Annotated in this window: 14 protein-coding genes; 7 read left to right on the forward strand and 7 right to left on the reverse strand. The window is 44.7% G+C overall.

The features are described from left to right. Positions 1 to 3: 3 nt before the first annotated feature. From yajC to N2317_02075, 4 genes are read right to left on the reverse strand one after another with little or no spacing between them, the layout of a single operon-like run. Positions 4 to 321 (reverse strand): preprotein translocase subunit YajC, encoded by a 318-nt coding sequence (yajC, locus tag N2317_02060; GenBank protein ID MCX7816283.1) that lies wholly within the window; start codon positions 319 to 321, stop codon positions 4 to 6. Next, positions 314 to 1,441, reverse strand: a complete 1,128-nt coding sequence (gene tgt / locus N2317_02065; GenBank protein ID MCX7816284.1) for a tRNA guanosine(34) transglycosylase Tgt — start codon at positions 1,439 to 1,441, stop codon at positions 314 to 316. Before tgt ends, yajC begins: the two co-directional genes overlap by 8 nt. 14 nt (positions 1,442 to 1,455) lie before the next feature. Further along, positions 1,456 to 2,496, reverse strand: coding sequence for a tRNA preQ1(34) S-adenosylmethionine ribosyltransferase-isomerase QueA (gene queA / locus N2317_02070; GenBank protein MCX7816285.1), 1,041 nt, complete (start codon positions 2,494 to 2,496; stop codon positions 1,456 to 1,458). Then, the gene (locus N2317_02075; GenBank protein MCX7816286.1) at positions 2,493 to 2,681 is read right to left on the reverse strand and encodes a DUF2065 domain-containing protein; all 189 of its coding nucleotides are present in this window, start codon (positions 2,679 to 2,681) and stop codon (positions 2,493 to 2,495) included. Before N2317_02075 ends, queA begins: the two co-directional genes overlap by 4 nt. Before the next feature lie 258 nt (positions 2,682 to 2,939). On the opposite strand from N2317_02075, the gene N2317_02080 reads away from it, so the two are divergent. The 4 genes from N2317_02080 (at position 2,940) to N2317_02095 (ending at position 7,061) form a co-directional block, all read left to right on the forward strand. Beyond that, the gene (locus N2317_02080; protein MCX7816287.1) at positions 2,940 to 4,616 is read left to right on the forward strand and encodes a hypothetical protein; all 1,677 of its coding nucleotides are present in this window, start codon (positions 2,940 to 2,942) and stop codon (positions 4,614 to 4,616) included. Positions 4,617 to 4,695: 79 nt separating this feature from the next. Beyond that, a complete protein-coding gene (locus tag N2317_02085; GenBank protein ID MCX7816288.1) occupies positions 4,696 to 5,496 on the forward strand; it encodes an enoyl-CoA hydratase-related protein in 801 nt (266 codons plus the stop codon). 72 nt (positions 5,497 to 5,568) lie between these two features. Beyond that, complete coding sequence (locus N2317_02090) at positions 5,569 to 6,762, forward strand: pyruvate carboxyltransferase (protein ID MCX7816289.1); 1,194 nt, start codon at positions 5,569 to 5,571, stop codon at positions 6,760 to 6,762. Positions 6,763 to 6,845: 83 nt separating this feature from the next. After that, entirely contained in the window at positions 6,846 to 7,061 is a 216-nt protein-coding gene (locus N2317_02095) for an acetyl-CoA carboxylase biotin carboxyl carrier protein subunit (GenBank protein MCX7816290.1), read from the forward strand. A gap of 69 nt (positions 7,062 to 7,130) precedes the next feature. Here the strand turns inward: N2317_02095 and N2317_02100 are convergent, their stop codons facing one another. Genes N2317_02100 through N2317_02110 form a run of 3 tightly spaced genes read right to left on the reverse strand, consistent with a single transcriptional unit; the run spans position 7,131 to position 10,526 of the window. Next, positions 7,131 to 7,523, reverse strand: a complete 393-nt coding sequence (locus tag N2317_02100) for a carboxymuconolactone decarboxylase family protein (protein ID MCX7816291.1) — start codon at positions 7,521 to 7,523, stop codon at positions 7,131 to 7,133. A gap of 25 nt (positions 7,524 to 7,548) precedes the next feature. Next, positions 7,549 to 8,856, reverse strand: coding sequence for a histone deacetylase (locus N2317_02105; protein MCX7816292.1), 1,308 nt, complete (start codon positions 8,854 to 8,856; stop codon positions 7,549 to 7,551). A gap of 11 nt (positions 8,857 to 8,867) precedes the next feature. Next, a complete protein-coding gene (locus N2317_02110; GenBank protein ID MCX7816293.1) occupies positions 8,868 to 10,526 on the reverse strand; it encodes a hydantoinase/oxoprolinase family protein in 1,659 nt (552 codons plus the stop codon). 136 nt (positions 10,527 to 10,662) lie between these two features. Between N2317_02110 and N2317_02115 the strand changes: the two genes are divergently transcribed. The 3 genes from N2317_02115 to N2317_02125 all read left to right on the forward strand — a co-directional run. Next, the gene (locus N2317_02115; GenBank protein ID MCX7816294.1) at positions 10,663 to 10,869 is read left to right on the forward strand and encodes a hypothetical protein; all 207 of its coding nucleotides are present in this window, start codon (positions 10,663 to 10,665) and stop codon (positions 10,867 to 10,869) included. Positions 10,870 to 10,992: 123 nt separating this feature from the next. Further along, positions 10,993 to 11,367, forward strand: coding sequence for a YtxH domain-containing protein (locus N2317_02120; protein ID MCX7816295.1), 375 nt, complete (start codon positions 10,993 to 10,995; stop codon positions 11,365 to 11,367). Between the two features lie 6 nt (positions 11,368 to 11,373). Next, positions 11,374 to 11,651, forward strand: a 278-nt coding sequence (locus N2317_02125; protein ID MCX7816296.1) for a hypothetical protein, incomplete at its 3' end; no start/stop codon positions are given.

Genomic DNA, 11,651 nt, shown 5'->3' on the forward strand with positions numbered 1-11,651 from the left:
GATTCACTCCTTGTTTGCTTTTTGCAGTACTTCACCAATAAAGTTGCGCGCGACTTTGATTCGGACTTTGTCCGCAATTTCAAGGGTGACCACAGTGTCTGTAAGGGCAACAATTTTTCCATAAATTCCCCCTACCGTCATAACGACATCGCCGTGGGAGAGGTTGGCTAACATCTCTTTTCGCTGTTTTTCTCTTTTCTGTTGTGGTCTGATGAGGAGAAAGTAAAAGATAGCGAATAAGATTATCATTACAAGTAAAAATCCCAAATCCACCCCACCACTCATGGGGCTTCCGTTCGTTGCATATGCACTGTTAACCAATGTTTTTTCCTCCTTCCTTTTCAGATTTTTTTAAAAATTCGTCTCTGAACTGTGTATATGTACCTGTTGCGATTGCTGTTTTTGCTATTTCCAGAAGGTTTATGTAATATCTCACGTTGTGAATGGTGTTTAGTATCATGGAAAGTATCTCTCCCGCCCGGAATAGATGCCTCAAGTATGCACGGGAAAAATTCTGACATGTATAACAGTCACATGCTTCATCTAAAGGTCGAGGATCATCCCGGTAGCGGGCTTGCTTTATAACAACCTTTCCTTCACTTGTAAACAGTAATCCATTTCGGGCACAGCGAGTGGGAAGCACACAGTCAAACATGTCGATTCCATAACTGATAGATAAAACGAGGTCCTCCGGGGTACCAACACCCATTAAGTAACGGGGTTTGTTCTCCGGGAGAAGGGGTACGGTTTCCTCGAGGATGCGAAACATTTCATTTTTTGGTTCTCCCACACTTAGACCACCAAGAGCATAGCCTTCGAAGGGAAGATCTACGAGTTCTTTTGCGGCTTTTTTCCTTAAATCGGGGAATACGCCACCTTGAATAATGGCAAATAGAGGTGTGTTTTTTTTTCGAGCCTTAAGACTGCGTAAGGCCCAACGGCAGGTACGTTCCGTAGCTCTTTTTGCCATCTCGTATGTTGACGGGTAGGCGATGCACTCATCGAGACACATCATAATATCTGATCCTAAGGATTCCTGAATTTCAATGGTTAGCTCAGGTGTAAGTAAATGACGGGTGCCATCAATATGGGACTGGAATACTACCCCTTCTTCGCAAATGTATCTTAGGTTTGCCAGGCTAAATACCTGAAATCCTCCACTGTCGGTTAATATTGGTTTCTTCCAATTGATAAAGTTGTGTAGTCCTCCAAAATTCTCGATGAGTTTGTGACCAGGTCTTAGAAATATATGGTACATATTAACCAGGATCATTTGCACTCCAATTCTATCCATAATTTCTGGAGTCAGAGCTTTGACAGTACCCTGAGTACCCACGGGCATAAAAATGGGTGTTGATACTTCTCCATGAGGTGTTCGTATATTACCTATTCGTGCCTGGGAGGCACTATCTTTCTTGCCTATCTTAAAAGGGAAGCCCATTGTCAGTGCTCTTTCTAGATTATCAACATGCAATCGCCGTAGCTGAAGAATCGATATTTTTCTTTGATCGCCTGTTGATAGGCTTTTTCTATTAGAGATTTACCAGCGAAGGCACACACGAGTATATAAAGGGACGAGCGAGGTAGGTGAAAGTTGGTGAGTAGTCCATCAACTATTTTGAACTTGTATCCGGGGTAAATGTAAAGATCGGTCCACCCCGATAGGAGATCCACTTCTTTCCCAGTTTTAGTTGCCGCTGTTTCGAGAGCCCTTGTTGTAGTTGTTCCCACAGCTATAACTCTCTCAGCACTGTTTATGATGTTTGCTGATTCCTGCGAAATATAAAACTCTTCCGGTTCGAGGGCATGGTCCTCGATATGCTCTTTTTCTATTGAACTAAAGGTTCCATAACCCACGTGAAGTGTTATCTCTGCAATGGAAACACCATTCTTCTTCAGCCTTTCAATGATAGAGTTCGTGAAATGGAGGCCTGCTGTGGGGGCCGCAACGGAGCCAGGTTCCTTCGCGTATACTGTTTGATAGCGTTCCTTGTCCAATTTGTTGTATTCGGATGATGGTCTTTTTATATAAGGCGGAAGTGGTGCAAGCCCGTATTCGCGAAGGAAGTCTCCGAATTTGGAGGTGGTTACGAATTCCATTTCCCATTTCTTCGCTGATAACCGTTTACTGACAATTCCCCAGTTACCCCCTTCAAAGAAAATCTTGATACCCGGTTTTACTCTCCTGGCAGGTTTTAAAATCACTTCCCAGAGTTCAATGTCTTTAAATTTTGGGAGTCTTCTGACAAGTAGAATATCTACTTTACCACCTGTTTCTTTATTGCCCTGCAAGCGGGCCGGTACAACTCTAGAATTGTTAACAACAAGCACATCCCCTGGTTTAAGGTACGTTTCCAGATCTCTGAAGTTTCTGTGCTCTATCTCTTCTGTATCACGGTGCACGACCATCATACGCGATGCGTCTCTTTCGCTCAATGGCATTTGGGCAATCAGTTCTTCCGGAAGGAAATAGTCGAATTCGGTTACTTTTGTCATTCCATCCGACCGAAAAAAATCAGAATTAGACCTACGATCATGGATATAAGTCCAAGAATACGGAGTGTCCCATCTGGGATCTCTGTAACTCTTGCGAGATATAGTTTCAATTTTTCTGGAAAGACGAAGTATGGTAATCCCTCAATTATTAAAACCATTCCCAGTACGCATAGAAAATACTTCATTATTCCTCCTTGATTTTGGAAAGTGATCTACTACCATAAACCTATTACGCACTCAATGGTATTATTTCAAATAAAATGCTTGACACTTGGTTGGATTTTGTATTATCCGTAGCACCGTTTGGATTAAGTCACACCTTTTATACAAGTGCGGAGGAGGATCAAAGACTAGCCACCTGAGTTGTTGTAAGCTGCGGCGAAAATACTGTTCGTAGAGGGAGGATTAGTATTAATAATTCAGAATGTATGGAGGAGGTAGATATGGGAGAAGAGGAGAAAACTAGATTGACGAGGGCGGAGAGGTTGGAGAGGGAAAGGGAAAGGAATCTCCGATACTGGATGGAACAGGATGAGATACTGTTTAAGCACCGAGAAGAGGCCTACAATGTTGGTGGAGATGAGCAGGTAGCCCGTCTTGCAAAGCAACGCAAGAAACCTATGCGTGAGCTGATTAAGATGTTGATCGATCCCGGTACTGAGTTTTTTGAGATCGGACTGGATGCAGGTTACCATATGGGAGAGAAAAGGCTTTACGGCGGAGAGGTTTATGAACAGGAAGGTAGAGAGCATCTACCTGGTGGGGGGCTCATCACAGGTGTTGGAGTAGTTCATGGTAAGGATTGTATGATATTTGCGAATGAAAACAGACTTGCAGCGGGTACCTATTTCCCAATTACGTTGAAAAAACATATGCGTGCTCAAGCTATTGCTGAGAGATGCCGTCTGCCTTGCATTTACATAGCCGATTCCGGTGGAATCAATTTACCATTCCAGGTTGGGTGTTTCGCCGATGATGGTCATTTTGGAAGCATGTTCTATAATATGTGTCGTATGTCCGCCATGGGTATAAAACAGTACACCCTTTCCACCGGTGGTAATACAGCAGGTGGTGCCTATATAGTTTACCTTGCTTCAGAGTCGATTATGATTGAGAAGCTAGCGTTTGCTTTCCTAGCAGGGCCTCCCATGGTTAAGTCGGCTATCGGTGAGACGGTTACCATGGAGGACCTGGGCGGTGCGTATGTACACACGCAACATTCCGGAGGATGTGACCATTTCGTGAGGACTCAAGAGGAAGGTATTATTAAATTGAGAGAGATTATGGCCTTTGAACCCAGCCAGACACTTTACGTTGAGCGCCGGGAGAGCAGGGAACCGAGGTATGATTACAAGGAAATGATGCGTTGTACTCCCATAGATACATATCAGTACATAAATATCAAAGATGTTATCAAATGTATAGCGGATGACAGCTATTTCCATGAGTACAAGCCTACGTATGGGCCTGGCCGGGGTGATGCAATAGTCTGCGGAAAGATGTGGCTTAAGGGTATCCCAGTTGGTGTTATAGCCTCCAATGCGAGTGGAATAATATACATTGATGCCGCAAGAAAGGCTACAGAATGGATGATCCGTTGTGGAAATTCCAAGATCCCCGTTTTGTTCCTACAAGGTTCTCCTGGTTATATGGTGGGCAAGGCGGAAGAGTGGGGAGGTATTGGAAAGTACGGTGCTGATATGGTGCGCACGTGCAGTTGTCTTGAGGTTCCCAAAATTACCCTTGTTGTTGGACCTGATCATGGGGCAGCGAACTATGGAATGTGCGGAAGGGCCTTTAAACCGGTGTTCCTCTTTACCACCATGAGAGGTCGCACGACAGTTATGTCCGGGGAAACTGCAGGATTTATTTTGGAGACAGTTCGGAGGAAGAACATAATTGACAAGGGCGGTACTGTGGATGAGGAGGAGATGGCTCGCTTCCGTCAGAAGATGAGGGAACGTTACGACAAGGAAGGGCATCCCTTCTATACTGGTGCTCTGCTTTTCCATGATGGTGTAATAGCTTTTAGTGAGGTTAGGGATAAACTTGCCCGAGCTTTTGAGATTGCCTGCAGAGCTCCCATAAAAGAATCGCATTGGGGAGATCTGAAGGTTTAGTCCGTGACATTCCCCTCCAGAGTTTACTCTGGAGGGGAATAAGTAATTAAGGTGGTTTAATCTGCACAGGAGGAGGGTTATGTCTGAAGTTTTGCTTAGGGAAAAGACGGAGGATGGAATTCTAATTTTAACGCTAAATCGTCCCGATGCTATGAATTGTTTCAATTTTGAGCTTCTCGGGGCTTTGGCGAAGGCTATAGAAGATGCCAATTTTGATCAGGATTTGCGTTGTATAATAATAACAGGTGCCCGCTCAGGTGATGATCCTAAGAAATGGTCCTTTTCAACAGGAGCCGATTTAAAGGAAAGGCGAACCTTAACACCTGATCAGGTCCGGAGGTTTATACACACTATAAGAAATACATTTACTGCAGTAGAACAGGTGCGAGTACCTGTTATAGCGGCAATAAACGGTTATGCTTTCGGCGGAGGCACTGAGTTAGCGTTGGCCTGCGATATACGGATTGCTTCTTCGAATGTTGTGATGGGATTGACAGAAACTTCTCTGGCGATCATTCCTGGTGCAGGTGGAACTCAACGTTTGCCTCGGATAATCGGGGTAGCCAAAGCGAAGGAGCTTATCTACACAGCACGCAGAATTAACGCTCAAACGGCTTTGGAAATAGGTCTTGTAAGTAAGGTGGTAGAACCAGAAAAGCTCATGGATGCAGCACTGGAGCTCGCAAGGGAGATTGCTCAGAATGGACCGATAGCCGTTGCTCAAGCGAAGTTCGCCATCAACTTTGGAACAGAGGCAAGTCTCGGCGTGGCGTTACCACTTGAATCCAAGGCCTATGAAGTGACAATACCAACTAAAGATCGTCTGGAAGCTCTGGCTGCTTTTGCCGAAAAGCGTAAACCTGTTTTTAAAGGGGAATAACAAAAAGGAGGTCTTTTTCCTTAATCTGCCGCCGGGAAAAAGAAAAAAAAACCAAGAGGAGGTTATTAACTTATGGCGACAGAGTATGATCTTTGGAAAATTTTCCCAAGAATGCCCAAGAAAGTGAGGATCGGGGACATCACGATTCGGGATGGATTTCAGCATGAGGAAAAGTATGTATCCACAAGGGCGAAGATCTTCTATGCTCAGGAAATGATCCTTGCAGGCGCAAAGGAGGTTGAGATTACCAATTTGGGAAGTCCCGAGGGAATTCCCCAATTTCGCGATGCAGAAGAAGTTTTCGCAGCTATGCGCAGTGAAGAGTTCCGCCAACGTTGTGAAAGGGCAGGGATAAATCTTGATGAGGTGGTCATGACGGCTGTTACCATCAGAGAACCAGCCGTGGATAGGGCCATTGAAATGAAAAAGAGAGGTATCGGTCCAGATCGTATCCTAATGATGGTATCAACGGATCCCGAACATCACTATGCCAATTCGGGGACAACGCTTATCCAGTACTGGAGAGAAGCGGAGCGGTGCATTAAGAAAGCCCGCGATGTGGGTATAAAAATGTGTGGAACGGTGAGTACCATCTGGGGTAGTCCAATTAGTGGTGCCACGAAACTGGAAGATGCTGTGGAATTTACGAAGCGTTGGTTTTCCATCGGTGCTCATGACATCGAACACGCAGATCACGATGGTTCGGCCAATGCTGCTGACGTTTACCGTTACTTCTCCATGATTCTGGATGCAATGCCCAACCCTGAGGCTCATCTGTGTCATCTTCATGAAACAAAGCGGATTGCTTCAGCTTCTGTTCTTGCAGCGCTTCAGGCGGGGATCTGCCGTTTCGAAGCTACGCTTGGAGGTCTGGGCGGTCAGCCTGCCAATTTCCTTGATGATTGCCCAGTGAGGGGGACAGGAGAGTATTACTACCGTGACCCCCGGTATGTTGGGTTGGTCTGTATGGAGGATCTCCTGGTGATGATAGACGAGCTGGGTATCGAACATGGTTATGATGTTGACCGTGTGCTATGGCTAGGTCGTATGATGGAGAAGACCCTTGGGCGTAGGCTCCGTTCTGAAGCTGTTATAAATGGTCGAACCCAGAAGGCTGGTAATCCCCAGTTTGCTCGTCCAGGCCTTAAGACGCTTTTGGAAAAACGGGGCGAAACAATTGATCAACGAGTTCCGCCAGAGTGGCCCGAGAAGGCTGAGCTACCCGAGTTTTGGGGACCGGCCGATCCATTATGGAAAAAAAAGTAAATGTATTTTGAATGGTTTAAGAATGGGGGGGAGGGAGGACCTTCCCCCCTTAATATGTAAAAACGTTTAAGGAGGTTAATGAAATGGCTGTTGAAGTTGTGGCCCCAATGCCTGGTACAATAGCAGAGATCATTGTTCAGGTGGGTGATGAGGTTAGGGCTGACGAGGAAATAATTATACTCGAGGCCATGAAAATGGAAAACCCCATAGTGGCGCCAGTGAGTGGTAAGATAAAAGAGATTCGGGTCAATGAAAAAGATAAGGTGGATACCAATCAGGTTTTAGTGGTGATTGAATAATGAAGATACTCATGGCGAGTGGATGTTTAGCGGATCGGCAATTCCGATCCGCTAAATCGTAAGTTATTGCTATTTTATAGGCCATTCGCCCCTTTCTTTTAGCACTTCTCTGTAGACCTCAAGTGCCTCGTTAACAGCAGGCATGCCAGCGTATGTGGCGACCTGAAAGAAAATTTCAGCGAGTTTTCGGGGGTCACAGCCAACATTTAAGGCGGCATTTACGTGGAGCTTTAGTTCTTCTCTTGCTCTTATGGCTGCCAGCATAGCACATGCCACCATTTGCCGTTCCTGAAGTGTGAGAACGGTTCTTGAGTAGAGGTTGCCAGTGATGAATTTGGAAAATTCGTTGGCAAGATTTTTGTCGAACTCGCGCCATAGAAGGTAGGGGGGGTCCATTTTGATTCCTTTGCCAAAAAGAATTTTGGCCGTTTCCTGGGTTCTTTTTACAAGATCATCACTCATTTTTACGCTCCTTTAGGGTGATTTTTTATCTTACCAGGTACAAATCCCGGTCGCGGTCCTGCAAGTAGATCTTCTCGTATGTATTCTTTTCCATGCTTTCGAATAATTTTTCCCCCAAGTGGCGACAGACTTTGCAACCCATACCTGGTACCACTATAGCAAAAATATGCCTTCCTGTATCTGTTGAAGAATCGATGAGTAGCAAGCCTCCGCAATCGTCACATATCCGAACAGTTTCTTCCTGAAATTCCATAATGCCATCTGTATCGTAAAATATTCGTCTCTGTCTCCGAACGAAACCTGATTTTGGTCGTATATCCTCTTTTATTTTTTCTCTTTTTTGCCAACGCTCTATTATAACATCTACTAGTGTTTTAATGTAATCGCTTATTTTTTCTGATTGTCGATACACTTGTGGGTCAAAATCTGGTTCGTAAACTTCACTATAGTCGAGACCTGCCATTGCTAGTATTATTCCCACATTTACGTATGGAAGGGCCTTTTCAATTGAATATCCACCCTCAAGGACTGCTATGTCAGGTGATAGCATCTCGTTAAGCATCGCGTAGCCGTGGGCACTAAAACACATGTTTGTAATAGGATCAGAGTAATGATTATCCTGACCTGCGGAATTAATTACGAGATCAGGTTTGAATTCGTTAATTATGGGTAAAACAAGTTTTTCGATGACATAGAGAAATCCTTCGTCGGATGTGCGGGGCGGCAGAGGGATGTTGATTGTTGTGCCCAGGGCATTCGGTCCTCCGAATTCGTCCACAAACCCTGATCCTGGATACAAGGTGCGACCATCCTGGTGGAGTGAAATAAATAGTGTATTGGGATCGTGCCAGTAAATGTCCTGAGTTCCATCTCCGTGATGACAATCTGTGTCGACAATAGCGATTTTCTTTGGACCATACTTTTTTCTGATGTATTCTATCATTATAGCTTCGATGTTAATGTTGCAAAAACCCCGGGCACCGTGAACTACCCGCATAGCATGGTGACCCGGTGGGCGCACGAGGGCAAATGCGTTGTCCACTTCTTTTTTGAGAACTTTATCTGCCGCTGTGATAGCCCCACCGGCTGAAATCAGATGAGACTCAGTAATAACCCTGTTTGTTTCAGGGACGATTATGTGCACTCTATGTACGTCCTCCAGGGTTGCCATTGTTGGTTTGAACTCTATTATGTTGTCAAAATCGAGTAACCCTTCTTCATAAACCTGGTCCTGCGTGTAGAGGAGCCTCTCTTCCCTCTCGGGATGAGTGGGGGTAATGGCCCAGTCATAAGCAGGGAAGAAGATTAAAGCTGTTTTTCTGGATTTTTTCATACGATTCCTCTTTAGTGTAGGTGGGATAATATGCCTGGTTTTATCTGCAGTTTAACCCTGATGTTCTTGCCTGTGAGGTACATGTTTCGGACCATGTTGAATTCGAGATCTTCTACAATTTCCATTTCCACGTCATCGTCTGTGGAACCGAGGGATAGGGCCTTTTCCCTTAACCTCTTTTTGCCGAACTGGATGACTTCTTCCTTCGTGAAATTTCGGGGTATCTGGATCTTTTCATCCGTTTCACTGATGATCATCTGTTCTTTTTCAGTGTCCGCAACGAGGATCATCTCCGCTGTTGTTCTCGCTAGAGCAGCACCGATTGCGTTGGCTACTTCCGCGTTTTTTGGGATTTGAACTTTTAGCCCGACAGTTTTTGATAGATGCGGTGCTAAACAACTCGCTGGTCCACCAACAAGATAGGCAACCTCCGGTTTAATTTTCTTCGGCCTTACAATCTCATGAACAGTGTAAACTGGTTGTTCATTTATTTCTTCCAGAAATGCTTTAATTTCCGAAGCGATTTTGTTGCAAAAAGTTTCAACAATATCTCTCGCTAAGGCATGGATATCTTTTTTTAGCTTAAGTGCAAGTGGTTGTAAAGCTTGGACAGATTTTTCAATATTACCGATGGAGGTGTAACCTAATACAACCATTGCATCTGTTGGTGTTGGATGGTAACCTCCTAGGGCGGCCGCTGGGCCTTTTCTTTCTGGTCCAATTTGTAAGGTATTGTTTTCAATCCGTATTACACTATCACCACCCAAGCCTATAGAGTGGGTTCTGAGCCCTCTAATTAATGTCTTGTATCCGTTGATAGTTACCCCAAACGGTTCGAGAAGGGGTACTCCATTGGCAAAGAAAGATATATCGGTAGTTGTTCCCCCAATGTCGATGGAGATGGCATCAGTATGAATGCGGTTTAAACCCAAAATACCCATGATACTAGCTGCAGGTCCGGATAGGATGGTTTGAACGGGGTAGTTAGTACTTTTATGAATGTCGATAGTACCCCCGTCCGCTTTAAGGATATAGGTTGGTACATTAATACCTTTTTTTCTTATTAGAGAGAGGACTTCTTTGACTAGATTATTATGGATTCGAAAAATCGCACTGTTTAGATATGTTGTGCAAATACGACGAGGAAAATTAAGCTGACCTGATAGATTGTGCCCTAGAGAAATGTGGTGAAATTCGCCTTTAAGCAGGTCGTGTACCCTTAGTTCCTGAGAAGGATTGCGGGTAGAAAACTTTCCCACCACACCCAAAAGTTCGATTCCCTGCTCTTTAAATTTTAACGCCGCCTCTTTCACTTTCTGTTCGCTTAAGGGTACCATTTCTTCGCCGCGATGATTAACATATCCGGGGACAAATTCTGTGTGTTCCTGCATGGGAAGTTGAAAAGGGGCAACACCCGGTCCTGGTATGGCGATTATTCCAACATGTTCTGTTTTGTTTTGAATGATGGCGTTTGTGCAAAGTGTTGTACTAAAAACAATCCTTTTCAGAGATGTAGTTTCAACATCGGCCAATATTTTCTCTGTGGCTGAAAGTAGGGAAGTTATTAGGGAATCGCTATCTGTAGGTACTTTGACTTTGGAAAGGACATTACCATTATGGACAATTACCGCATCTGTGTGAGTTCCTCCAACGTCTATACCTATGATCATTCATTTTCCTCCAACAATAAACTAAAATTATATTACGATAAATATTGGCACTTGACAAAGCAAAAAAAAGGCGTAAGGTTCAAACTGCATTAAGCGGTAACTTTTTTGAGTTTATGTGGAAAGGAGGTGACGGTTCATGAAGAAGATGCTTGCACTGGCGCTCTCGCTGCTTTTGGTCGTAAGCCTGTCTTTCTCAGTTGTGGGGTGCAAGAAGGCAGAAGAACAGAAGCCAGCTGAGCCTCCGAAAGCGGCAGCACCGGCTCCGGCACCAGCAGCTCCGGCACCAGCAGCTCCGGCGGCACCGGCGGCACCAGCAGCTCCGGCGGCACCAGCTGGTAAGTGAGGTGCTAATACTGCATGTAAACCCGGGTATGCAAAAACTTAGCATATCCGGGTTTTTTGCCTTGACAGTTAGGAAATACTTTATAATAAGTTAAAATAAATATCCCTATTCGGAGGTGAACAAATGGCGGACAGAGTAGGTGACTTCTTAAAGGGATTGCTAATAGGTGGTACTATTGGCGTTGTGGTAGGTATTCTATATGCGCCGAAGAGTGGTAAGGAGACTAGGGAGGAACTTAGCCGTAAAGCGGAAGAGATTCTGTCTAAAGCCCGGGAAGAGTACGAACAGGCGCTGGATAAAAGCAAGAAAGCTTACGAAGCAGCAATTGCCCAATTGAAAAGAATCGAGGAAGCGACTGTTAAGAAGACGGAGGAGCTTGAGGAAAGGGCAAGTGAATTGATTGAAAAGGGCAAGGAGACATTTGAAGAGAGCAAAACTCGATTAAAAAAGGCAATTGATGCAGGTGTGGAGGCTTTTAAAGAAGAAAAGTCGGTTTGATCAGTAATGTATCTCGAATTGAGTTTGGTTCTCCTGAGTTTGGCGATTTTCTTAATCGTTGTCTTCACGGTGCCACTTCTCATTCAGGTGCAGCGCATTGCAAAAGGTGTAGCTGAAGTTCAGGCAATAATCCAGAAGAGTCTTCCCGGGATATTGGCTAATCTCGAGGAGGCATCCTTGAACATAAGAAATGTGAGCGCCTTGGTACATGTTCAGGTTGAAAACTTTCTGTTTGCTATAGCGCGTCTCCAAGCGGTTCTCAGTATACTCAAGGAGCTGGAGGG

Source organism: Syntrophales bacterium (genome assembly GCA_026417625.1).
Taxonomy (GTDB): Bacteria; Desulfobacterota; Syntrophia; order Syntrophales; family UBA8958; genus JAOACW01.

Bases quoted from the DNA above. Each gene is read 5' to 3' on its own strand.
- tgt (MCX7816284.1), bottom strand. From the start codon at position 1,441: ATGGGCTTCCCTTTTAAGATAGGCAAGAAAGATAGTGCCTCCCAGGCA.
- queA (MCX7816285.1), bottom strand. From the start codon at position 2,496: ATGACAAAAGTAACCGAATTCGACTATTTCCTTCCGGAAGAACTGATT.
- N2317_02075 (MCX7816286.1), bottom strand. From the start codon at position 2,681: ATGAAGTATTTTCTATGCGTACTGGGAATGGTTTTAATAATTGAGGGA.
- N2317_02080 (MCX7816287.1), top strand. From the start codon at position 2,940: ATGGGAGAAGAGGAGAAAACTAGATTGACGAGGGCGGAGAGGTTGGAG.
- N2317_02085 (MCX7816288.1), top strand. From the start codon at position 4,696: ATGTCTGAAGTTTTGCTTAGGGAAAAGACGGAGGATGGAATTCTAATT.
- N2317_02090 (MCX7816289.1), top strand. From the start codon at position 5,569: ATGGCGACAGAGTATGATCTTTGGAAAATTTTCCCAAGAATGCCCAAG.
- N2317_02095 (MCX7816290.1), top strand. From the start codon at position 6,846: ATGGCTGTTGAAGTTGTGGCCCCAATGCCTGGTACAATAGCAGAGATC.
- N2317_02100 (MCX7816291.1), bottom strand. From the start codon at position 7,523: ATGAGTGATGATCTTGTAAAAAGAACCCAGGAAACGGCCAAAATTCTT.
- N2317_02105 (MCX7816292.1), bottom strand. From the start codon at position 8,856: ATGAAAAAATCCAGAAAAACAGCTTTAATCTTCTTCCCTGCTTATGAC.
- N2317_02110 (MCX7816293.1), bottom strand. From the start codon at position 10,526: ATGATCATAGGTATAGACGTTGGAGGAACTCACACAGATGCGGTAATT.
- N2317_02115 (MCX7816294.1), top strand. From the start codon at position 10,663: ATGAAGAAGATGCTTGCACTGGCGCTCTCGCTGCTTTTGGTCGTAAGC.
- N2317_02120 (MCX7816295.1), top strand. From the start codon at position 10,993: ATGGCGGACAGAGTAGGTGACTTCTTAAAGGGATTGCTAATAGGTGGT.